This window comes from Solimonas flava DSM 18980, from assembly GCF_000426685.1.
Lineage (GTDB): Bacteria > Pseudomonadota > Gammaproteobacteria > Nevskiales > Nevskiaceae > Solimonas > Solimonas flava.
In genome coordinates this window covers 46,340-68,089 of record NZ_AUFV01000001.1, presented here as the reverse complement: position 1 = coordinate 68,089, position 21,750 = coordinate 46,340, and the positions used below count along the sequence as shown (strand labels likewise).

Annotated in this window: 17 protein-coding genes; 9 read left to right on the top strand and 8 right to left on the bottom strand. The window is 68.1% G+C overall.

The genetic code is table 11. The features are described from left to right. Positions 1–35: 35 nt before the first annotated feature. Positions 36–2,429, bottom strand: a complete 2,394-nt coding sequence (locus K343_RS0100285; protein ID WP_154662406.1) for a hypothetical protein — start codon at positions 2,427–2,429, stop codon at positions 36–38. 197 nt (positions 2,430–2,626) lie between these two features. Here K343_RS0100285 and K343_RS0100280 point away from each other — a divergent pair, with 197 nt between their 5' ends. Next, positions 2,627–3,166 (top strand): glycine cleavage system transcriptional repressor, encoded by a 540-nt coding sequence (locus tag K343_RS0100280; RefSeq protein WP_020650408.1) that lies wholly within the window; start codon positions 2,627–2,629, stop codon positions 3,164–3,166. 33 nt (positions 3,167–3,199) lie between these two features. Here the strand turns inward: K343_RS0100280 and K343_RS0100275 are convergent, their stop codons facing one another. Continuing rightward, complete coding sequence (locus K343_RS0100275) at positions 3,200–4,801, bottom strand: amidohydrolase family protein (protein WP_028006372.1); 1,602 nt, start codon at positions 4,799–4,801, stop codon at positions 3,200–3,202. Between the two features lie 93 nt (positions 4,802–4,894). On the opposite strand from K343_RS0100275, the gene K343_RS20215 reads away from it, so the two are divergent. The 6 genes from K343_RS20215 (at position 4,895) to K343_RS0100245 (ending at position 9,579) form a co-directional block, all read left to right on the top strand. Then, positions 4,895–5,590, top strand: coding sequence for a TetR/AcrR family transcriptional regulator (locus K343_RS20215; RefSeq protein ID WP_084615561.1), 696 nt, complete (start codon positions 4,895–4,897; stop codon positions 5,588–5,590). A 203-nt stretch (positions 5,591–5,793) separates the two neighbouring features. Then, entirely contained in the window at positions 5,794–6,258 is a 465-nt protein-coding gene (locus tag K343_RS0100265) for a peroxiredoxin (protein WP_028006371.1), read from the top strand. Between the two features lie 293 nt (positions 6,259–6,551). Then, positions 6,552–7,994, top strand: coding sequence for a PhoH family protein (locus K343_RS0100260; RefSeq protein WP_028006370.1), 1,443 nt, complete (start codon positions 6,552–6,554; stop codon positions 7,992–7,994). Positions 7,995–8,099: 105 nt separating this feature from the next. Beyond that, the gene (locus tag K343_RS0100255; protein WP_020650403.1) at positions 8,100–8,408 is read left to right on the top strand and encodes a hypothetical protein; all 309 of its coding nucleotides are present in this window, start codon (positions 8,100–8,102) and stop codon (positions 8,406–8,408) included. A gap of 21 nt (positions 8,409–8,429) precedes the next feature. Further along, positions 8,430–8,789, top strand: coding sequence for an MmcQ/YjbR family DNA-binding protein (locus K343_RS0100250; protein ID WP_028006369.1), 360 nt, complete (start codon positions 8,430–8,432; stop codon positions 8,787–8,789). Between the two features lie 7 nt (positions 8,790–8,796). After that, entirely contained in the window at positions 8,797–9,579 is a 783-nt protein-coding gene (locus K343_RS0100245) for a sulfite exporter TauE/SafE family protein (RefSeq protein ID WP_028006368.1), read from the top strand. A gap of 31 nt (positions 9,580–9,610) precedes the next feature. Here K343_RS0100245 and epmA read toward each other — a convergent pair whose 3' ends face one another. Both epmA and efp read right to left on the bottom strand, forming a co-directional pair. Beyond that, complete coding sequence (gene epmA, locus K343_RS0100240; protein WP_281169360.1) at positions 9,611–10,600, bottom strand: EF-P lysine aminoacylase EpmA; 990 nt, start codon at positions 10,598–10,600, stop codon at positions 9,611–9,613. A 45-nt stretch (positions 10,601–10,645) separates the two neighbouring features. Further along, complete coding sequence (gene efp / locus K343_RS0100235) at positions 10,646–11,215, bottom strand: elongation factor P (protein WP_020650399.1); 570 nt, start codon at positions 11,213–11,215, stop codon at positions 10,646–10,648. An 89-nt stretch (positions 11,216–11,304) separates the two neighbouring features. Between efp and epmB the strand changes: the two genes are divergently transcribed. Together epmB and K343_RS0100225 are read left to right on the top strand one after the other, a co-directional pair. Next, the gene (epmB, locus tag K343_RS20210) at positions 11,305–12,357 is read left to right on the top strand and encodes an EF-P beta-lysylation protein EpmB (protein ID WP_051277789.1); all 1,053 of its coding nucleotides are present in this window, start codon (positions 11,305–11,307) and stop codon (positions 12,355–12,357) included. 236 nt (positions 12,358–12,593) lie between these two features. Then, positions 12,594–14,699, top strand: coding sequence for an EAL domain-containing response regulator (locus K343_RS0100225; protein ID WP_028006366.1), 2,106 nt, complete (start codon positions 12,594–12,596; stop codon positions 14,697–14,699). A 66-nt stretch (positions 14,700–14,765) separates the two neighbouring features. On the opposite strand, the gene htpX is transcribed toward K343_RS0100225, so the two are convergent. From htpX to ybaL, 4 genes are all read right to left on the bottom strand, one after another. After that, positions 14,766–15,653, bottom strand: coding sequence for a protease HtpX (htpX, locus tag K343_RS0100220; RefSeq protein WP_028006365.1), 888 nt, complete (start codon positions 15,651–15,653; stop codon positions 14,766–14,768). Positions 15,654–15,769: 116 nt separating this feature from the next. Continuing rightward, positions 15,770–18,025, bottom strand: a complete 2,256-nt coding sequence (gene parC, locus K343_RS0100215; protein WP_028006364.1) for a DNA topoisomerase IV subunit A — start codon at positions 18,023–18,025, stop codon at positions 15,770–15,772. Between the two features lie 51 nt (positions 18,026–18,076). Beyond that, positions 18,077–19,954, bottom strand: a complete 1,878-nt coding sequence (gene recQ, locus K343_RS0100210; protein WP_366514341.1) for a DNA helicase RecQ — start codon at positions 19,952–19,954, stop codon at positions 18,077–18,079. 11 nt (positions 19,955–19,965) lie between these two features. Further along, positions 19,966–21,675 (bottom strand): YbaL family putative K(+) efflux transporter, encoded by a 1,710-nt coding sequence (ybaL, locus tag K343_RS0100205; protein ID WP_028006362.1) that lies wholly within the window; start codon positions 21,673–21,675, stop codon positions 19,966–19,968. Between the last annotated feature and the right edge of the window lie 75 nt (positions 21,676–21,750).

Sequence of the window (21,750 nt, the reverse complement as noted above, 5' to 3'; positions counted from 1 at the left end):
TGGCGCCGGCTCCACCGCCGGCGCCAGGACCCTGCCTATTGTGTCAAGCCCTGCAGCGTCCAGATTCCGGTCACATGATCGTTGTTCACCTGAGCGGCGTCGCCTTGGGCGCTCAAGCCGGAAGCGGCGATCTTCGGATCGCCCGGGGTTCCAACGGTGATGTCCAGGTTGTGGGGGCTTAACCCGCAAGCCTGCAGCACGGTGCCCGCCGAAGCATTGGCGGCCAGCACATTGACCAGGAAACCCGGCAACAGGAATCGGCGACTGGCCGTGCCCGCAGGCACCATGTGCATCATCGTGACCGAAGGCAGGTTGCCGCCGATGCCGAAATTCCGCTGCCCGCTGCAAGCCGGCTTACCGGCGCCGTCGGGCGGCACGTAGTACTCCCAGAACGCATCGCCGGAGGCGACGCGGTAAACCCAGCCCGGCAGCTGTGGCCCCTCCTCGCCCGGCTGCAGCGGATAGTCCGGCCAATAGCTGCCCGGGCTCGGCGCACTGGTATCCATCGTGTTTTCGAGGCGAGCGTTGGCGATTTCCAGCTTCTGCGTGGTGCCATCGGGGCCACTGAAGCTCATGTTCAGGGTGCCGACCCAGGCACGGCAGCCGATACTGGTCGCCAGCACGCCGGGCAACAGATCGCGTGAGGTGGTCGGACCGTAGTTCGGTGCGCCTTCGCCAATTTCGGCGTTGCCATACATGACGATCATCTCGTCGACTTTGGCGGCCGGATTGTCACGACAGAACGCCGCCCAGAACCGGTTCGACAGATCGGCCGTCGCGGCAACGCCGGGCGCCGGCGCTGCCTGCCAGCTGCCATTGATCTTCAAATAGACCTGCATGCTGAGCCCGCGTCGCTCCAGCGCGCTGAGCCCGGTGTAGTACAGAGACTCGCCGAAATCGGGCGCGGTCTTGACCGCAGCCTTGAAGGTCCAGCCGTTGAAGATGGTGATGCTACGTGCCGCGCTGTCTGGAAACGCGACGCGGTAGTAGACGGCTGCCGCATGCGGAATCTCGACCGTATGGTTGAGCACCGACGTGCCGGACGCATTCATCCGCAGGTCGGCGGAGTTGCCGGCCTCGATCTGCATCTTGCTGACGATGCCGTCGGCGGCGAGATAGCCAGCCAAGCCATCGCTGTTCCAGTTGGCGGCAATGAACTTTGGCCAATCGAGCGCGAACGAAGCGCCGGCGTCGACCAGCGCCGCATCGATCGCGCTCAGCTCACTGTTGTAGGTCGCCGTCTGATCCCAGATGCTCTTGACGATACCGGCGCCATGCAGTGACTCAAGGAACAAGGGGAAGACGTAGGCGCCGTAGCGGAAGAGGCCGGGCGTGCTGCGTGAATCGTACGACTCGGACACATATCCGCCGCTCAGATAGTGCTTGACGTAGCTGTGCTCCCAATCATTCTTCGGGTAGACGTGGTTCGTCGCCCAGACCGCGGTCGCCTCCTTGGTCGTGTAGTAGTCGTCCACGCATCGCGCAGGTGACATCGCGTACTGGATCGCGTGCATGAATTCATGCGCCGCCTGCGCAATCAGCCCCTGGTTGGACAGCGAGCGATTGAGCGCAATGTGGACGGAAGTCGCCTTGCAGCGCCACGTCGAAGGCGTCGTCAAGCCTTCATTGCCGTTCGCGAGATCAACCAGCGCGACATCGAGCCGGCCATCGGTTTCAGTCCACAGCGAGCCGGCCACACCGCCGGTGCCTTCGTCGCTCAGCGGCGTGCGCGCCATGGTCGTCGTGAGCTTGGGCCAGATCGCCTGCTCGAACTCGGCAAGCAGTATGTTGGCTTTGGGGCGATCCGTTGCCTCCTGGTCGGCTTGATACCAAACGACGACGTTGTTGCCGCTGACATTCTTCCAGCTGCTGAGTGTCGAGCAGCCCGGACAGGAATCTGCCTTCACACGTCCACCGCTGAGAGCCTTGCCCGCGGCATGACGATCCGCCCACCAGCTGCCCGAGTAGTAGGGCGGAAGGAAGTACGGCAGCATCGCTGACTTGGTTTCGTCGGAAATCCTGTCGAGGCCGACACTGTCCACTTGCGCGACAAATGCGTCGTGTGCATGACCTTCGATCTGCCCGACGTCATCGCCGCGGTACGCCGCCGGCAACCGGGCATCACCGAACTGCGCATACATGCGGTAAATCAGTGCCTGCTCCGTGCTCAGATCACCTTTGGCGAGCGCAGCGTCGATCAGAGCGTTGCTGTCTGGCGCACCGCTGGGCTCCGGAATCGGATCAGGATCCGAGCCGTACTGATCGCCGTCGCCACCAACGATCGCGGGCGGACCGTCCGTACCCCCCGAGCCGCCACCGGCATCGCCGCCCGCATCACTTCCGTCGCCACCTGCACCGCCGCCGCAAGCAAGCAGCATGGCCAGAACGCAACAGCCACTCCAACGCACGAATGTGCTGACGATCCTCATCGCTACTCTCCCCAGGCTCCAGCCCGTAGCGCCCGCCGACGACGGGCGCGCCAAGGTAGGCAGCGCAGCAAAAGCGCAACAAGCACCCGAATGAGTTGTCTGTGCGGCCGAAGTGTCGTATGGCGCACACTTTGAGCCCGGCTGACGGGCCAGATCGGCTGGCACTACAATAGGCCGCTTTTCCGCCCGCCGTGACCATGTCCGCCAACGATAATCTGCTTACCGTCTCCGTCATCGGCAAACCGAAGGGCAATGTGCCGCTCGAACTGTTCAAGGCGATCCGCGAGCGTGGCGGCGAGGTCGAGGACTGCCGCATCGCGCAGATCGGCGACCGCCTGACGGCCAATCTGCTGGTGTCCGGCAACTGGAGCACGCTCGGCCGCCTCGAGACCGCGCTGCCCGGCATCGCCGAGAAGCTCGAACTGCAGGTACGCTTCGAGCGCTGCGAGACGCGCCCGGTCAACCCGGACTTCCGTCCGTACGCGGCCGAGGTGATCGCGCCGCAGGACCCGAATCTGCTCGTCAATATCCTCGAGTTCTTTCAGCACCAGGATGTCGAGGTCGTCGAGATCTCGACGCAGAAGTACCAGTCGACCTATACCGGCGCCGAGATGGCGAACGTGCAGATGGTGCTGCACGTGCCGGTCAATCAGCATCCGCAGGCGCTGCGCGAATCCTTCATGGACCTTTGCGACGATCTCAACGCCGACGGCATGCTCGATCCGATCAAGACCTGAGCGCCTGCGCGGTCCGGCGCCGCGCCGGGCCGCTCAGGCCGCCGGCCATGCCCGGCGGCCGCCGATCCAGGTCTCGCGCACCGTCGTGCGCGCATCCAGCGGATCGCCGCTGAGAATCACGAAATCGGCCGTTGCACCGGCCGTCAGGCCCGGCGCCTCGCGCCCGTGGATCGCCCGATATCCCCCGACGCTGTAGGCGGCGATCGCCGCCTCGGGCGCGATCGCCTCGCGCGCATCGACGACACGGCCGTCCGGCAGACGCCGCTCGACGGCGGCGCGGATATTGAACAGCGGATCGAGCGGTCCGCACGGATTGTCGGACGACAGCGCCAGCGGCACGCCGCGCGCCTGCAGCGAGGCTGCCGGCAGCACGCGCAGCCGCGGCAGGGTGCCGCGTTCGATCAGGGCCGCACCGTAGTGTTCGATGAAACCGGTCTGCAGCGAGGCGGCGGCACCACAGTCGGCGACCGCATCGAGTTCCGCGTCGCCGAGCACGACCAGATGTTCGAGCGTGGCGTCGCGGATGCCGGCCTGCTTCAGGGCCGCGCAGCTGCACGCCACGGCGTGGTTGCCGAGCGCATGAATCTTCGGCCGCACGGCGTGCTGCGACAGCGTGTCGAGTCGCCGCTTCAGGGCGTCACCGTCCATGCGCAGGTACGGCATGTAGAAACGGCGATCGCGATAGACCGTGCGATAACGCAGCAACTCGCGCAGCGGCGAGATATGGCCGCGGAAGGCCTGCGCGACGGCGGCGCCGGCCATCGCCATGACATGCGCGGGATCGAGACACAGGGCGCACTTGTGCGCGCCGTCCATGAACAGCTTGGCGCTGGCCGGTCCCTCGCCGCATTCGGGGCACAGTTCGGCCGGCTCGGCGGCCTGCAGCAGACTCGCCTCCGCCACGCGCGACCACGACAGGCGCAGCGGCGTCGCGCGCCGCAGGCGCTGCATCGCGGCCTGCATCGACGGCGGCACCAGCGGATCGTGGCAGGCGGTGATGCCCAGCGACAGGTGGCGCTCGGCCTCGGCGCGCAACAGCGCGTCGTAGCCGCCGTCGCCGAGTTGCGCGGCGAGATCGGCGAGCGCGCGCTGGAACACCATGGCGCTGACCGCCTCCCAGAGGAATCCGGTCGGCCGCCCGCGACGGCGCTCGATGTCGTCGGCGATCCGCGGCGCGAGCGTCGCCACGCCGCTGGCCGCGAGCGCCGCCGACGAAACCCAGCAGCGATGCAGCGAGCCGTCCATGACGATCGCCGGCCGACCGCCGACGGCGTCGTCGAGCCGCGACTGCGCCGGCACGCCGCCGCGCCAGCCGTCGAAATCGACCTGCATCGCGATCAGCCACGGCGCGTCGGGCCGCGCCGCCGCCAGCTGCCGCAGCGCCGCGAGCGCGGCGTCGGCATCGCGCCAGCCACTGCCGTCGAGCCATTCCGGAATCCACGCGCTCACCGTCAGGTGCGAATGCGCGTCGACGAATCCCGGCACGATGTGGCAGCCCGCGAGATCGCGCCCGCCGCCGTCAGGCAGCGCCTCATCCGCCGCGATGGCGGCGATGCGCTCGCCGTCGAGCCGCAGCGATGCGCGCAGCGGACGCGCCCGCACACCCGCCCACACCGTCGCGTTGTCGAACCGCATGCACGCCCCCTTTTTGCCGAACCCGCCGATGCTCTATTAGTCAAATGACTAAGTCAATTGCTCTATAGTGCCGCCGACCATGGAAACCTCCGCATGAGCAGCACCGCCCCCAGGACCCGGCGCAGCCGCCGCGCCTGGACCCCGATGAGCGCCGAGGAGCGCCATCGGCGTCTGATCGAGGCCGCGATCCGCGTCATCGCCCGCGACGGCCTGCCGGCCGCCTCGACGCGCGCCGTCGCCGCCGAAGCCGGCATGAACCAGGCGATGCTGCACTACACCTACACCGGCAAGGACGAACTGCTGATCGCGGTACTGGAGGCGATCCACGCCGACGTGCGGCGTGTGATCGGCGCCGCCGTGCAGGGCGCCGCGACGCTGGCGGACGCCGCACGGCAAGTCTCGCGCGCGTATTGGCAGCACGTCGTTGCCGATCCGGCGCTGCAGAAAGTTCATTACGAGCTGACGCTTTATGCGCTGACCGCGAGCGGCCAGACCGGCCTCGCCCGCCGCCAGTACGAGGGCTACATCGAGATGCTCGCGCAGGCCTTCGCCAGCGTGGCGCCGACGTGGCCGCAGGATGAATTGCGCCGGTTGGCCGGCGCGGCGCTGGCGGCGATGGACGGCCTGATCCTGCAGTTCCTCGCCACCGGCGACACGGCCGCCTGCGAGGCGCGGCTGCAATGGATCGATGCCGCGATCGACGCCGCCGCGCGCCGCGCGCCAGCGACGCCCGCTGCAGCGGGGCGCGGGGCGCAGCAGCGCGCGGCGCGCCCGCCCCGTTCGCGCTGAGCGCGCGACGCGGCGACGGCACCGAGAGCCGCCGGCACATCCCCTACCTAGCGTTGCCGGCAAGCCGCGCCGCCCTATACTCGCGGTTCCCGAAGGCCGGCCAGCCCGGACCGCAAACCGGCGCAACGCGCGTCGCGCGCGCCGTCGCGCGCGGCCTGCAGCACCCGACACGCACCGATACGACCCGATAGGCGAAGAACACCATGAGCCTGCAGATTGGCGACAAGATCCCCGACCTCACGCTGCCGGCCAATGGCGGCCGCAACATCGCGCTGCGCTCGTTCAAGGGCAAGGCGCTGATCGTCTACTTCTATCCGAAGGACAACACGCCGGGCTGCACGCAGGAAGGCCAGGATTTCCGTGACCTGTATGCGGATTTCCGCAAGGCCGGCGCCGAGGTGCTCGGCGTGTCGCGCGACAGCGTCAAATCGCACGACGGCTTCGCCGCCAAGTTCGAGTTTCCGTTCGCCCTGCTGTCGGATGCCGACGAGACGATGTGCAAGGCCTTCGACGTCATCAAGGAAAAGAGCCTGTACGGCCGCAAGTACCTGGGCGTCGAGCGCAGCACCTTTCTGTTCGACAGCCAGGGCGCGCTGCGCCAGCAGTGGCGCCCGGTGAAGGTCAAGAACCACGCTGCCGAGGTGCTCGCCGCGCTGCGCACGCTGTAGCTCGGCACGCCGGAATGATGGCGGCGGCCACCTCGCGGGATTCTCACAGTAACGGCAAAGCCCCGCGCTGAAAAGCACTTTTTTCTGCAAACCGCATGGGCTAGTCTGACCTCGGCCGCCGGAGATTCCGGCGCGGCGACACCAAGCCAGCGGCACAAGAAAATTCACACGCATCGCTTCAAGCGCAGCCGAACCCGCCAGGTCCTGAGCGACGGACGCGGGCCTCTTCTTCCCCTGACGACTCCAGACGGCGCCGCGAACCCGCTTCGCGCGCGCGAGGTGCTTCCTACCCGATGAGCAAGCGCAAGATCTTCGTCCTCGACACTAACGTCCTGCTGCACGACCCTTCCTCGCTGTACCGCTTCGAAGAACACGATCTTTTCATCCCCATGGTGGTGCTCGAGGAACTCGACGCCGCCAAGAAGGGTTCGAGCGAAATCGCCCGCAACGCGCGTCAGGTCAGCCGCTTCCTCGACGAGCTGATGCACGACAAGAACCACGCGCAGATCGAAAAAGGCCTGCCGCTGCCCGGCGTGCGCGGCCCGGCCAGCGGCCCGGCCGGCAGCCAGGGCAGCGGCCGCGGCGGCGAACCGGCGTCCGGCAAGCTGTTCTTCCAGACGCGGCCGAGCGAGGCGGTGCTGCCTGGCCTGATGCCCGGCAACAAGCCGGACAACAGCATCCTGATCAACGCCCTCGACCTGCAGGCCAAGAACCCGAGCCGCCACGTCGCGCTGGTCAGCAAGGACATCAATCTTCGCATCAAGGCGGCGATCGTCGGCGTCCACACCGAGGACTACCACAACGACCAGGTCCTCGACGATCTCGATCTGCTGTACACCGGCTACAAGGAACTGCCACGCGACTTCTGGCAGACGCACGGCGAGAAGATGGAAAGCTGGCAGGACAGCCGCGGCCGCGCCTGCTACCGGATCAAGGGACCGCTGGTGCGCAACTGGCACGTCAACCAGTTCCTCTACATTCCCGACGACGACGACGAGAAGGGCCTGGAACTGGTCGTTTCGCGCATCGAGGGCACGACCGCCGAGCTGCGCGTGGTGCGCGACTACCGCGCCGCCAAGACCAGCGTCTGGGGCATTCACGCCAAGAACCGCGAGCAGAACTTCGCACTCAACCTGCTGCTCGACCCGGAGGTCGACTTCGTGACGGTGCTCGGCACCGCCGGCACCGGCAAGACCCTGCTGACGCTCGCCGCCGGCCTGGCGCAGACCATGGACGAACAGCGCTACCGCGAAATCATCATGACGCGCGTCACCGTGCCGGTCGGCGAGGACATCGGCTTTTTGCCCGGCACCGAGGAAGAAAAGATGGCGCCGTGGATGGGCGCGCTGATGGACAATCTCGAGGTGCTGACGCAGAACGGCGCCGGCGGCGACTGGGAGCGTCAGGCGACCAACGACATCTTGGCCAAGCGCATCAAGATCCGCTCGCTGAACTTCATGCGCGGACGCACCTTCCTGAACCGCTACATCATCATCGACGAGGCGCAGAATCTCACCGCCAAGCAGATGAAGACGCTGATCACGCGCGTCGGCCCCGGCTCGAAGATGATCTGCCTCGGCAATCTCGGCCAGATCGACACGCCGTATCTGTCGGAAACCACCTCCGGCCTGACCTACGTCGTCGACCGTTTCCAGGGCTGGCCGCACGGCGGGCACGTCACGCTGGCGCGCGGCGAACGCTCGCGCCTCGCCGCCTACGCATCGGATATCCTGTAGCGGATGCGGGCGGCGCCCGAACGGCGCCGCCCTGCCATGAACAGATCCGCACAGAACGAAGCCGTACCCGGAGACGCCGGCATGCTCGGACGCTTAGGAAAATCAATGAAAGAGGGCGCGCTCGCCGTCGCCCTGCGCGCCTACATCAACGACCGCTACAAGGAATACGGCGAGATCCTCGACCTGCAGGTCGACACGAACGAATGCCGACTGTCGTTCCGCGTACTGCTGCGCGGCGAGAAGGAACCGGCAAGCGCCTCGATCGATCGCTACGAGATCGAGCACGAAGGCGAGGACGTCTATCTGAAGCTGCGCAGCTTCTCGACCTCGCGCGAGTGGATCACCCTGCTGCTCAACCAGCTGCTGGCCGGCAAGCGCTTCAAGATCCCGTCGAAGGTGGCCTCGCTGCTCTAAAGGCTCGCCGGCGCCATGGCGATGAACGAGACCGGCCTGCGCCGCTGCGTCGCGGCCTGGCCGGGCGTGGCGCTCGACGTGAAGTGGCAGGATCATCTGGTGGCCTGCGTCGACGGCCGCATGTTCGCGATGCTGAACCTGCCCCGCTCGGCACATCCGGGCTGGCTGCATTTCAAGGTCGAAGACGATCTGTTCCTGGCGCTGACCGAACAGCCGGGCATCATGCCGGCGCCTTACCTGGCACGTGCACGCTGGGTCACCGTCACCGAGCCGCGACGCTATCCGCAGGACTGGACCGTCGCCCGCCTGCGCCGCGCCTACGAACTGGTCGCGGCGCGCCTGTCGAAGAAGCGCCAGCGCGAACTCGGCCTGTCCGCCTGATCCGCACATGGAGCTGGCGCCCGAATTGCTGGCCGCGCTGTGCGGCTTCGCCTTCCTGGCCGGCTTCGTCGATTCCGTGGTCGGTGGCGGCGGCCTGATCCAAGTCCCGGCGCTGTTCGTCCTGCTGCCGCAGACCGCGCCCGTCGCGCTGCTCGGCACCAACAAGTTCGTCAGCATCTGGGGCACCGCGGCGGCGGCCGTGCAGTACGCGCGCCGCACCTCCATCGAATGGCGCGCCACGCTGCCGACGGTCGCCGCGGCGCTGCTGGCCGGCTTTCTCGGCGCGCGCGCCGCAGCACTGATCCCGGCCGACGGCTTTCGCCCGCTGGTGCTGGTGATGCTGCTCGGTGTGCTCGCCTACACGCTGTGGAAAAAGGACCTCGGCGCGCTGCATGCCCCGCGCCTCGGCCGCAGCGCCACGCTCTGGGCGGGACTGGCGACCGGCACCCTGATCGGCTTCTACGACGGTTTCCTCGGCCCCGGCACCGGCTCGTTCCTGATCTTCGCGTTCGTCGGCCTGTTCGGCTTCAGCTTCCTGGCCGCATCGGTCTCGGCCAAGCTCGTCAACGTCACCACCAATGCCGCGGCGCTCGCCTACTTCATCACGCACGACCACGTGCGCTATGAGCTGGCGCTGCCGATGGCGGTCTTCAACGTCGCCGGCAGCGTCATCGGCGCGCGTCTGGCGATCCGCCGCGGCAGCGGCTTCGTGCGCGCGCTGTTCGTCGTCATCGTGACGATCCTGATTGCCCGTTACGCCTGGGACATCACGCACCTGCACGCGCGCTGAGGCAGCCGCAGCGACGGTGCGAACCGCCGTTTCAAGCGCGATCGGCCGGAAACGCGAGGACCTCGTCGAGCCGCTCGCGGCCGCTCAGCAACAGCAGCAGGCGGTCGATGCCGAGCGCGACCCCGGCGCAGTCCGGCAGGCCGGCCTGCAGCGCGGCGATCAGCTCGGCGTCGTACGGCGGCACCACGCGACCGTTGGCGCGGCGCCATTGCTGGTCGGCTTCGAAGCGGCGCCGCTGCTCGGCCGCATCGCTCAACTCGTGAAAGCCGTTGGCGAGTTCAAGGCCGCGCCAGAACAGCTCGAAGCGTTCGGCGACCGGCGGATCGCCGGCGCGCACGCGCGCCAGCGCCGCCTGCGAAGCGGGAAAGTCGTAGAGGAAGGCGGGCGCCTCGCGCCCCAGCTGCGGGCCGACGACGTAGGACATCCACAGGTCGAGCCAGAAATCGCGGCTGGCGCAGTCCGCGTCACCGAGGCCGTCCGGCTCGGCGACGCCGCGCGCCGCCAGCCGCTCGCGCAGGGCCGCGGCGTCGAGCGCGAACGGATCGAAGCCGGCGTGCTCACCGAAGGCCTGGCGATAGCTGTAGCGCCGCCAGCCGCCAGCCGGCGCGCCGCAGTGGCGCAGCAGCGCCTCGACCTCGTCCATCAGCCGGTGATGATCGAAGCCCGGCCGGTACCACTCCAGCATCGTGAACTCGGGGTTGTGGTGGCGCCCCTGCTCCTCGTAGCGGAACACCGGCGCGATCTGCCAGATCGGCCCGCTGCCGGCGGCCAGCAGCCGCTTCATCGCGAACTCCGGCGAGGTCTGCAGCCAGCGGCCGTCCTGCGTGACGAAGCTGTCGATGTGGCGATCGACGGTCGCGTGCCGGGACAGCAGCGGCGTCGCCACTTCCAGCACCTCGCGCGCGGCGAAGAAGGCGCGGATCGCGGCGAGCAGTGCGGCGCGGGCCCGCAGCGACTCGATCGTGGCGCTCGGCTGCCAGTTCATGGCCATGCTCCGTTGACGGGTCTTCCGAAACGGCAAAGGCCGCCTCGCGGCGGCCTTTGCGACAGCGGCAAGCCTCGCGGCTTACTTGCCGACGCGGCTCAGGTATTCGCCGGTGCGGGTGTCGACCTTGATCTTCTCGCCTTCGGTGATGAAGAGCGGAACCTTGACGACCGCGCCGGTCTCGAGCTTGGCCGGCTTGGTGCCGCCGGTCGCGGTGTCGCCGCGCAGGCCCGGATCGGTTTCGACGATCGTCAGCTCGACGGTGTTCGGCGCCGTCACCAGCAGCGGCACGCCGTTCCACAGCGTGATGCGCACGGTTTCCTCGCCCTTGATCCACTGCGCGGCGTCCGCCATCGCGGCCTTGCCGGCCTGGATCTGCTCGAAGCTCGTCGGATCCATGAAGGTCCAGAACTCGCCGTCGTTGTAGAGGTACTGCATCTCGGCATCCTCGACGTCGGCAACTTCCCAGCTGTCGCCCGACTTCAGCGTCTTCTCGAGAACACGGCCGGTCTTCAGGTTGCGGATCTTCAGCGTGTTGGTCGCCTGGCCCTTGCCCGGCTTGCGGTACTCGTTGTCGATGATCGAGTACGGATCGCCGTCGATCAGAACTTTGGTGCCGGCCTTCATTTCGTTGGTGCTGACGGTGGCCATATCGGTCGCTTGCGTGTTTCGTTCGCTTTAGTTTTGAGAGCCGTGCCCAGGGCCGCGGCGGCGCCGTGGACGGCATAAAATGAGCGCGAATGATACCGTCCAACCCCCAAAACAACCAGAGCGCGCCGGGCCGGGCTCCGGTCTGGCAGCACGAGCTGCGGCAGGCATTCACGCGCCCGCACGAGCTGCTGGCATTTCTCGGCCTCGACCCGGCGACGCCGGCGCTGCGCGCCGCATCGCTGCGCGACTTTCCGCTGCGCGTGCCGCGCGGCTTCGCGGCACGCATGCGCAAGGGCGACCCGCGCGACCCGCTGTTCCTGCAGGTCTGGCCGGCGCCGCAGGAAGACGAGACGGCACCGGGCTACGTGATCGACGCGGTCGGCGACCTGCATCGGGTGCGCGGCGCCGGACTGATCCACAAGTACCGCGGCCGCGTGCTGCTGGTGGCGACCGGCGCCTGCGCCGTGCATTGCCGCTACTGTTTCCGGCGCCACTTCCCGTACTCCGAGCAGCTCGCGGCGCGCGAGCGCTGGGCGCCGGCGCTGGCCGAGATCGCTGCCGATCCGGGCATCGAGGAAGTGATCCTCTCCGGCGGCGACCCGCTGTCGCTGTCCGACGACAAGCTCGCCGAACTGGTCGGTGCGCTCGATGCGATCCCGCAGCTCAAGCGCCTGCGCATCCACACGCGCCAGCCGGTCGTGCTGCCCGAGCGCATCGATGAGCGCCTGCTCGCCTGGCTCGACACGACCCGTCTGCAAACCGTCTTCGTGCTGCACGCCAACCACGCTCGCGAACTCGACGCCTCGGTCGCCGAGGCCCTGCAGCCGCTGCGCCGGCGCGGCATCCCGCTGCTCAATCAGGCGGTGCTGCTGCGTGGCGTCAACGACGACGTCGAAAGCCTGGCGACGCTGTCGGAGCGGCTGTTCGAATGCGGGGTTCTGCCCTACTACCTGCACCTGCTCGACCGCGTCCAGGGCGCGGCCCATTTCGATCTGCCCGAGCCCCGCGCGCAGGAGCTGATGCGCATGCTATCGTCGCGGCTGCCGGGCTATCTGGTACCGAAACTGGTACGCGAGATTGCCGGCGAGCCCGCCAAGACCTGGATCAACTGGCAGGACGGGATCTCGCCGCAAGCCGACTAGACCCGGCGCGCACTCGTGGGAGCGAGGCGAAAACGACAAATCGGGTTGGGGGCATCGATGAGGGTACCGAGGTTGCGCGCGCCGCCGTTGCGGCGCGTCCGCTGCTTGTCAAGCTGCCGTTCGCGCGGTGCGGCCCGCCGCTCGTCGCCTGTGCGATGCGCGGGCCTGCGCACCCCGTTACTAAGCCTGTCATCCATGGAAATTCCCCAATGGCCGCCGGTGCCCTAGCCTCTCCCATGCCGATCGATCCCAGAGCCCAGCTCGTCCATGCTGCCGCCGCCGCCAACCAGGCGAGCAGCCACGTCGCGCTGGTCGTCAGCGATTCCGAGAGCATCGCCAAGCGCATCGAGAGCTATCTGCGCAACGCCGGCCACCCGGTGCGCAGCGCCTGGGTCACCGATCTCGAAGACGTCGAGGAAGCGCTGCGCCGCGGCGCGCCGGATCTCGTGCTGTGCGCCGACGCACTGGCCCAGGCCCCGCTGCGCGATGTCGTCGAACTGTGCCGCCGCCTCGCGCCGGACCTGCCGGTGCTGCTGCTGAGCGCACGCGCGACGGCGGATGACACGGTCGCGGCGATGGCGGTCGGCGCGCGCGATCACGTGGCCTATGAAGACCAGCGCGACCTGCGCCATCTGGAACTGGTCGTGCTGCGCGAGATCGCCTCGCACCAGCACCGCCGCGAGCTGCGCGCCACGCAGAAGCGTCTGGCGACGTTCGAGTCGCGTCACGAGGAGCTGATCAGCGGCACCAACGACGCCGTCGCCTACATTCAGGAAGGCATTCTGTCGAACGCCAACCCGGCGTTCGCGCAGCTGCTCGGCCACGCCGACGCCAGCACCCTGGCCGGCGTACCGCTGATGGATCTGGTCGCGCCCGACTTCGTGCCGAAGGTCAAGGAACAGCTCAAGCTGCTGCTGCGCGGCAAGACCGACAACCGCACGCTCGACTGCTGCCTGCTCGACGAGCAGGGCCGCCGCGTCGCGATCAGCGCGCGCCTCACCGTCAGCGAGCAGGACGGCGAGCAGCTGATCGAGATGCTGATCCGCGCCGAGGCGGCGCAGCTCGCACCGGCCGGTGCCGCCGCTGCACCGAGCGGCCGCGTGCAGTTCTTCGAGACGCTGGCGGCGGCGGTCGCCGGCGCCGGCCAGCAGAAGCAGCAACGCGCGGCGCTGCTGTTCACGATCGACGCTTTCGCCGCGCTCGAAGAGCAGCTCGGCCTGCACGACGTCGAACAGGCCGTGCTGCAGCTGCTCGCCTGGATCAAGGAGCGCCTCGGCAACAGCGACCAGGTTTTCCGCTTCTCGACGCACGAACTCGCGGCGCTGACCACGCAGAACGACGCCGCGGCGATCCAGCAGCTCGGCGAGTCGCTGGTCCGCGAAGTCACCCGCCAGATCTTCAACACCTCCGGTCACGAAGCGCAGCTGTCGTTGAGCGTGACCGCCTATCCGTTCAGCGGCAGCGAGCAGGCCAGCGCCGTCGTCGCCGAGCTGGCGCGCCACGCCCGCCAGCTGTCCGCCAAGGGCGGGCGCCAGTTCGCCAACCTCGGTCCGACCGCGCAGAGCTCGCTGCAGGAGCGCGAGCTCGAACGCAAGGCGGCGGTGATCCGCAAGGCGCTCGAAGCCAATCGCCTCAAGCTCGCCTATCAGTCGATCGCCAGCCTCGAAGGCGACACGCGCCAGCACTTCGACGTGCTGATGCGCCTCATCGACGAGGACGGCCGCGAACTGCACGCGTCGGAATTCATCGAGTCCGCCGCGAAATCCGGCCAGATGCGCGCGCTCGACCGCTGGGTCGTGCAGCGCACGCTGAAGATGCAGGCCAAACGCGATGGCGCGCAGGAAGCCTCGAGCCTGTTCGTCAAGCTGTCGGAAGACACGCTCAAGGACAGCGAGGCCTTCGTCGGCTGGCTGCAGGAACAGCTGCGCAGCCGGCCGCTGCGGCCGGGCGAAATGGTGTTCGAACTGCAGGAACTGGTGCTGCAGAACCACATCCGCAAGGCCAAGCTGCTGAGCAAGGCGCTGATCGACCTCGGCGCCCAGTTCGCGATCGAGCACTTCGGCGTCGGCTCGAACTCGGCGCAGATGATCGAGCACATTCCGGTGCAGTTCCTGAAGTTCCACCAGTCGTACGCGAAGAACTTCGGCGACAAGGAAACGCATCGGCGCATGTCGGCGCTGATGGAGCTGGCCAAACAGCGCCAGATCAAGACCATTGTCAGCCACATCGAGGACGCCAACGTCATGGCGCGCCTCTGGCAGATGGGCGTCAACTTCATCCAGGGCTACCACGTGCAGGAGCCCGAAGTGGTGCTGCTGTCCGCCGAGGTGGGCGCGCGCTAACCAGGCCGGAGCCCACGAAAAAGGCGGCCCGCAGGCCGCCTTTTTTCATCTGCCGCGCCGCCCGTCTCAGGCGACCTGCACCTTCTGCAGCGCCTCGATGCGTACTTCGAGTGGCGGGTGCGTCGAGAACAGCTTGGCGAGCTGGCCGCCGCTGATGCCCATCGCCATCATGTTGGCCGGCAAGGTCGACGGCTCGTGCACCGCCTTCAGGCGCTGCAGCGCCGCGATCATCTTGCGCTTGCCGGCGAGGTGCGCACCGCCGGCGTCGGCGCGGAACTCGCGCTGCCGCGAGAACCAGGCGACGATCATGCTGGCGAGGATGCCGAACAGCAGTTCGAGAATCATCACCGTGAACATGTAGCCGATGCCGGGGCCGCTGTTCTCGTCCGAATTGCGCCGGAACAGCGCCTGATCGATGGCGTAGCCGATGACGCGCGCGAGGAACATCACGAAGGTGTTGACCACGCCCTGGATCAGGGTCAGCGTGACCATGTCGCCGTTGGCGACGTGGCTGATCTCATGGCCGAGCACGGCCTCGACCTCGTCCTGGCTCATCGAACGCAGCAGACCGGTCGACACCGCGACCAGCGCATTGTTGCGGCTCATGCCGGTGGCGAATGCGTTGGGCTCCGGCGCATCGTAGACGGCGACTTCCGGCATGCCGATGCCGGCGGCGCGCGCCTGGCGCTCGACCGTCTGCAGCAGCCACATCTCCGACGAATTGCGCGGCTCCTTGAGGATCTGCGCGCCGGTCGACCACTTGGCGACCATCTTCGACATCGCCAGCGAGATGAACGCGCCGCCGAAGCCGAACACGGCGCAGAACACCAGCAGCGCCTGATAGTTGAGCCCGTTCGCCGTCAGCCAGCGATTGACGCCGAGCAGAGAGGTAACGACGCTCAGGACGAGCACCACGGCGAGGTTCGTCGCCAGGAACAGCAACACTCTTTTCATGGACAAGACTGCCTTTCAGTCGAGAAATCGGGATCGGTTGTCAGATGCATTCGCCACGGCGAAGGCATCTGTTAACGGACCCGACCTTGCGTAAATTCGGGCTTTGGACCGGATTTTCAAGTCGAAGGTTTCGCGGACGCTTCCGCCTGCATGCTGTCGACGCGCTGGAAGCCCCGCGGCAGATGATTGCCGCGGCTGGCGCGCGAGCCACTGTAGTGCGCCAGATCGGCCGGTTTCAAGGTCAGCGTACGCTTGCCACAGACCAGCGTCAGGCTGGCGTCAGCCGGCACCACGCAGGAAGCCAGGATGCGATCCTCGCCCTTGAGCGCGATCAGCTTGTTGCCCTTGCCCTTGGCCAGCTCCGGCAGCTCGGCGAGCGGGAAGACCAGCAGGCGGCCCTCGGCGGTCGCCACCGCGTAGCGGTCCTGGCTGGCGTCGCCGACGCGCGCCGGCACCAGCACGCTGGCGGTCGCCGAAAGACTGATCACGGCCTTGCCGGCCTTCAGGCGCGATTCGAGATCGCCGAGCTTGGCGATGAAGCCGTAACCCTCGTCGCTGCCGAGCACGAGCTTCTCGTTCGCGTCGCCCATCAGCAGGGCCGTGATGCGGCCGCCGTCCTGCAGGTCGAGCTTGGTCGTCACCGGCTCGCCCTGCGAACGGGCGCTCGGCAGCTCGCGCGGATTGAGCGTGTAGCTGCGCCCCTTGTGATCGAGCAGCACCAGCAGCTGGTTGGTCCTGCCCTGCACGGCGTAACCGAACTCGTCGCCGGACTTGTAGCTGAGCGCCGTCGGATCGAGCTCGTGGCCCTTGCCGGCGCGAATCCAGCCGGCCTTCGACAGCACCACCGTGACCGGTTCGACCGGCAGGATCTCGGTGGCTTCCAGCGCCGCCGCCGGCGGACGGGCGTTGATCGGACAGCGCCGCTCGTCGCCGTACTTCTTGGCGTCCTCGCGCAATTCGTCGCCGATCAGCTTCTTCATCTTGTCGTCGTCGCCGAGCAGCTCCTCGAGGCGGGCACGCTCGGCGGCCAGCTCCTCCTGCTCGCCGCGGATCTTCATTTCCTCGAGCTTCTGCAGGTGACGCAACTTGAGGTCGAGGATCCACTCGGCCTGCGCGTCGGACAACGCGAAGGTGCTGATCAGCTTGGCCTTCGGATCGTCCTCGAAGCGGATGATGCGGATCACCTCGTCGATGTTGAGGTAGGCGATCAGCAAGCCTTCGAGGATATGCAGGCGATCGTTGAGCTTGGCCAGACGATGGTTGAGGCGCCGGGTCACCGTCGCGAAACGGTAGTCCAGCCACTCCGACAGGATGTCCTTCAGGTTCTTGACGCGCGGCCGGCCGTCCAGGCCGATCATGTTGAGATTGACGCGGTGGCTCTTCTCGAGATCGGTGGTGGCAAACAGATGCGCCATCAGCTGCTCGGCGTCGACGCGGTTGCTGCGCGGCACGATGACCAGACGCGTCGGGTTCTCGTGGTCGGACTCGTCGCGCAGGTCCTCGACCAGCGGCAGTTTCTTGGCGCGCATCTGCTCGGCGATCTGCTCCAGGATCTTGGCCGGCGAGACCTGGTGCCCGAGATGCGTGACGATGATGTTGCCGTCGTCGTCACGCTCCCAACGCGCGCGCGCGCGGATCTGGCCGTAACCGGTCTGGTAGATCTTCAGCAGATCGTGCGGCTCGGAGACGATTTCGCAGCCGGTCGGATAGTCCGGCGCCGGCACGAACTCGCAAAGCTTCTCGATGTGCGCGTTCGGATGCTTGAGCAGGTGCAGGCAGGCGGCGACCAGCTCGCGGATGTTGTGCGGCGGAATGTCGGTCGCCATGCCGACCGCGATGCCGGTGGTGCCGTTGACGAGGATGTTCGGCAGGCGCGCCGGCAGCAGGCGCGGCTCGTCGCGCGAACCGTCGAAAGTCGGCAGCCAGTCGACCGTGCCCTGGTCGGTCTCGGCGAGCAGCGTCTGCGCGTACGGCGTCAGTCGCGACTCGGTGTAGCGATAGGCGGCGAAGGATTTCGGGTCGTCCTGCGAGCCCCAGTTGCCCTGGCCGTCGACCAGCGGATAGCGGTAGGAGAACGGCTGCGCCATCGTCACCATCGCCTCGTAGCAGGCCGAATCGCCGTGCGGATGGTATTTGCCGATGACGTCGCCGACCGTCAGTGCCGACTTGCGCGGCTTGGCGGTGGCGTTGATGCCGAGTTCGGACATCGCGAAAACGATGCGGCGCTGCACCGGCTTGAGACCGTCGGCGACGTGCGGCAGCGCGCGGTCGAGCACGACGTACATCGAATAGTCGAGATAGGCCTTCTCGGCGAAGACGCGCAGCGGCAGGCGCTCGGTGTCGGCGCCGTTGTCGGTGGTGTTCTGGCTCATGGAGTCGGTCGGGATCGGTTCGGGCCGGCGGCCCGGTCTGGAAGCGGAATTCTACGGCCTGTCGACGGCCTCGCGGCGGAACGTGCGGATCGCCTCGACGAAAGCCGCGCCGTACTGCTCGAGCTTGCGGCTGCCGACGCCGGAGATGCCGGCGAAGGCGTCGAGATCCTGCGGCTGCACGTCCGCCATCTCGCGCAGCGAGGCATCGTTGAAGACCACGTACGGCGGCACGTTCTGGGCGTCGGCGAGGCGCTTGCGCAGCGCGCGCAGCTGCTCGAACAACGACTGCCCCTGCGGCGGCAGATCGGCCGCGGCGGACGCGCGCCGTGCCTTGCGCGTCGCCGCCGTCTCGCGCGGCGGCGGCGGCACGACGCGCACGCGGCGCTCGCCCTTGAGTACCTCCCGGCTTTCCGGCGTCAGGCGCAGCACCGGATAACCGTCGGTGGTCTCGCCGAGCAGGCCCTGGTGCAGCAACGCGCGCAGCAAGGTGCGCCACTCGTCGAGCGAGCGTGCTTTGCCGATGCCGTAGGTCGACAGCTGCTGGTGGCCACGGTCGATCAATTTCTGGCTTTCGGAGCCGCGCAGGATGTCGATCACGTGCGCGCCGCCGTAGCGCTCGCCGCGCTGCGCGAGGCGGGCGACGCAGGACAGCAGCTGCTGCGCTTCGAGCGTCCAGTCCTCGGTGACCTTGGCCTCGAGGCAGTTGTCGCAGGCGCCGCAGTTGCCCGCAAACGCTTCGCCGAAGTAGCGCAGCTGGATCGCACGCCGGCATTCGTGCGATTCGGCGTAGTCGAGCACCTGGCGCAGCTGCTGGCGGGCGACCCGCTGCTCCTGCTCGAGCGGCGCACCGGACTCCGGATCGGTCTTCTGCGCGATCAGGAATTCCGCGGTGCGGATGTCGCCGAGGCCGAAGAACAGGATGCAGCGCGAAGGCTCGCCGTCACGGCCGGCGCGCCCCGCCTCCTGGTAGTAGCCCTCCATCGTGCGCGGCAAGTCGTAGTGCGCGACCCAGCGCACGTCGGGCTTGTTGATGCCCATGCCGAACGCGATCGTCGCGACGATCACCTGCGCATCGTCGCGAATGAAGCGTTCCTGATTGGCGCGCCGCGTCTCGGCGTCGAGTCCGGCGTGGTACGGCGCGACGGCGATGCCGTCGGCGCCGAGCCGCGCCGCAAGCTCATCGACGCGCCGCCGCGACAGGCAGTAGACGATGCCAGAGCCGCCGTCGCGCACCAGCGCCAGCAGCTGCGCATAGGTCTGCTGCGTTTTCGGCCGTACCGCGTAATAGAGATTCGGCCGGTTGAAACTGGCGACGTGCACCGCCGGATCGCGCAGCTGCAGCTGCGCGACGATGTCGCCGCGCACGCGCTGCGTCGCCGTTGCCGTGAACGCAAACATCGGCACCGCCGCGAACTGCGCACGCAGGCTGCCGAGCTGGCGGTACTCGGGCCGGAAGTCATGACCCCACTCCGAAACGCAGTGAGCCTCGTCGATGGTGATCGCCGAAATCCCCTGCGCCTGCGCCAGCCGCGCGAGGAAGCCGTCGCGGAATTCCGGCAGCAGCAGGCGCTCCGGCGCCAGGTACAGCAGCCGGTAGTCGCCGCGCAGCAGCCCGGCCATGCGCGACGCCGCCTCGGCGCTGCCCAGCGTCGAGTTCAGGAAGGTGGCGGGCACGCCCATTTCGTCGAGCAGCCGCACCTGATCCTGCATCAGCGCGATCAGCGGCGAGACGACGAGCATGACGCCGGGCTTGAGCAGCGCGGGCAGCTGGAAGCACAGCGACTTGCCACCGCCGGTCGGCATGATCGCGAGCAGGTCGCGGCCGGCCAGTGCGTCGCGGACCACGGCCTCCTGGCCGGGCCGGAAATGGTCGAAGCCGAACCAGCGCTTCAGCGCCCGGTGCAGCGCATCGTCCGCACCGGCGGGCATCGCCATGGCATTCACGGCAGCGAGGCGTCCGGCGGGCGCGATGCCGGCACCACGGCGAGACCGAGCATGGCTTGCGCGATCTCGCGCTCGCCCATGATCGTCATGTTGGCGCCGCACTGCTGCAGATAGCTCACTTCGGCATCGGAATGCGCGCGGGCGACGATCACCAGCTCGGCATTGGCCTTGCGCGCCTGCTTGACGACCTGCCCGGCCTCGAAACTCTGCGGGATCGCCACGAACAGATGGCTGGCGCCGCCGAGGTTGGCGGCCTGCAGCACGCGCGGCTCGGCGGCATTGCCGATCAGCAGCTCGGCACCGTCGACCCGTGCGACCGCGGCCGGCTTCTCGCGATCCTCGATCACCAGATGCGGCGCGCCGGCGTCGCGCAGACCGGCCGCGACCAGACTGCCGACGCGGCCGTAGCCGACCACGATCGCGTGGCCGTGCAGCGTTGTCGTGCGCAGCGGCGCCGGCGCCTCGGCCGCCGGCGCGGCCGCCGCTGCCGTCGCCGCCGGCACCACCAGCGGGTCGGCTTTGCGCAGGCCGCGCTCGGCGATCGCGAAGGCGACCGGGTTGAACAGGATCGACAGGATCGCGCCGGCGAGGATCAGGTCCTGGCCCTGCTGCGGCATCAGGCCAAGCGCCAGCCCGAGGCCGGCGAGGATGAACGAGAACTCGCCGATCTGCGACAGGCTGGCGGCGATCGTCATCGCCGTTGCCCGCGTGTAGCCGAACGCACGCACGATCACGAACGCCGCGATCGACTTGCCGACAATGATGATGGCCAGCGTCGCCAGCAGCTGCAGCGGCGCGCGCAGCACGATGCTGGGGTCGAACAGCATGCCGACCGAGACGAAGAACAGCACGGCGAAGGCGTCGCGCAGCGGCAGCGACTCCTCGGCGGCGCGATGCGACAGCGGCGACTCGGCGAGGATCATGCCGGCGAAGAACGCGCCGAGCGCGAACGACACGTCGAACAGGTACGCGGCGCCGAGCGCGACGCCGAGCGCGACGGCGAGCACCGACAGCGTGAACAGCTCGCGCGAACCGGTCCGTGCGACCCAGTCGAGGATGCGCGGGATCAGGCGGCGGCCGCCGATCAGCATCACGGCGACGAAGGCCATCACCTTGCCGATCGTGATCGCCAGCGTCGCGGCGATCGCACCCGCCCCGACCGAGGCGCCGCCGGCAGCGCCGAAGGCTTCCGCCAGGGCCGGAATCAATACCAGCGCCAGCACCATCGCCAGATCCTCGACGATCAGCCAGCCAACCGCGATGCGGCCACGATCGGTCTCCAGCAGGCGACGGTCCTGCAGCGCGCGCAGCAGCACGACCGTGCTCGCCACCGACAGCGCCAGGCCGAACACGATGCCGCCGCCGAGCGGCCAGCCGAGCAGCAGCGCGAGGCCGACGCCGAGCGCCGTGGCGACCGCGATCTGCACGACCGCACCGGGCACGGCGATCTTGCGCACCGACAGCAGATCCTTGAGCGAGAAATGCAGGCCGACGCCGAACATCAGCAGGATCACGCCGAGTTCGGCCAGCTCGCTGGCCAGGCTCTGGTCGGCGACGAAGCCCGGCGTGTTGGGGCCCATCGCCACGCCGGCGAGCAGATAGCCGACCAGCGGCGGCAGACGCAGGCGCTGCGCGATCGCCCCGAACACGAAGGCAAGCACGAGGCCGCCGACGATGGTCGCGATCAGGGGCGTCGAATGATGCATGCGTCGGGCGCGAGGAAGGGAACCGGGGGACGGTCTCCAAGGATACGCAATACGCCGCCTCCGCGTCTGACCTCC

Excerpts from the sequence above, each read along its gene's own strand:
- K343_RS0100285 (WP_154662406.1), bottom strand. The coding sequence starts at position 2,429 with ATGAGGATCGTCAGCACATTCGTGCGTTGGAGTGGCTGTTGCGTTCTG.
- K343_RS0100280 (WP_020650408.1), top strand. The coding sequence starts at position 2,627 with ATGTCCGCCAACGATAATCTGCTTACCGTCTCCGTCATCGGCAAACCG.
- K343_RS0100275 (WP_028006372.1), bottom strand. The coding sequence starts at position 4,801 with ATGCGGTTCGACAACGCGACGGTGTGGGCGGGTGTGCGGGCGCGTCCG.
- K343_RS20215 (WP_084615561.1), top strand. The coding sequence starts at position 4,895 with ATGAGCAGCACCGCCCCCAGGACCCGGCGCAGCCGCCGCGCCTGGACC.
- K343_RS0100265 (WP_028006371.1), top strand. The coding sequence starts at position 5,794 with ATGAGCCTGCAGATTGGCGACAAGATCCCCGACCTCACGCTGCCGGCC.
- K343_RS0100260 (WP_028006370.1), top strand. The coding sequence starts at position 6,552 with ATGAGCAAGCGCAAGATCTTCGTCCTCGACACTAACGTCCTGCTGCAC.
- K343_RS0100255 (WP_020650403.1), top strand. The coding sequence starts at position 8,100 with ATGAAAGAGGGCGCGCTCGCCGTCGCCCTGCGCGCCTACATCAACGAC.
- K343_RS0100250 (WP_028006369.1), top strand. The coding sequence starts at position 8,430 with ATGAACGAGACCGGCCTGCGCCGCTGCGTCGCGGCCTGGCCGGGCGTG.
- K343_RS0100245 (WP_028006368.1), top strand. The coding sequence starts at position 8,797 with ATGGAGCTGGCGCCCGAATTGCTGGCCGCGCTGTGCGGCTTCGCCTTC.
- efp (WP_020650399.1), bottom strand. The coding sequence starts at position 11,215 with ATGGCCACCGTCAGCACCAACGAAATGAAGGCCGGCACCAAAGTTCTG.
- epmB (WP_051277789.1), top strand. The coding sequence starts at position 11,305 with ATGATACCGTCCAACCCCCAAAACAACCAGAGCGCGCCGGGCCGGGCT.
- K343_RS0100225 (WP_028006366.1), top strand. The coding sequence starts at position 12,594 with ATGCCGATCGATCCCAGAGCCCAGCTCGTCCATGCTGCCGCCGCCGCC.
- htpX (WP_028006365.1), bottom strand. The coding sequence starts at position 15,653 with ATGAAAAGAGTGTTGCTGTTCCTGGCGACGAACCTCGCCGTGGTGCTC.
- parC (WP_028006364.1), bottom strand. The coding sequence starts at position 18,025 with ATGAGCCAGAACACCACCGACAACGGCGCCGACACCGAGCGCCTGCCG.
- recQ (WP_366514341.1), bottom strand. The coding sequence starts at position 19,954 with ATGCCCGCCGGTGCGGACGATGCGCTGCACCGGGCGCTGAAGCGCTGG.
- ybaL (WP_028006362.1), bottom strand. The coding sequence starts at position 21,675 with ATGCATCATTCGACGCCCCTGATCGCGACCATCGTCGGCGGCCTCGTG.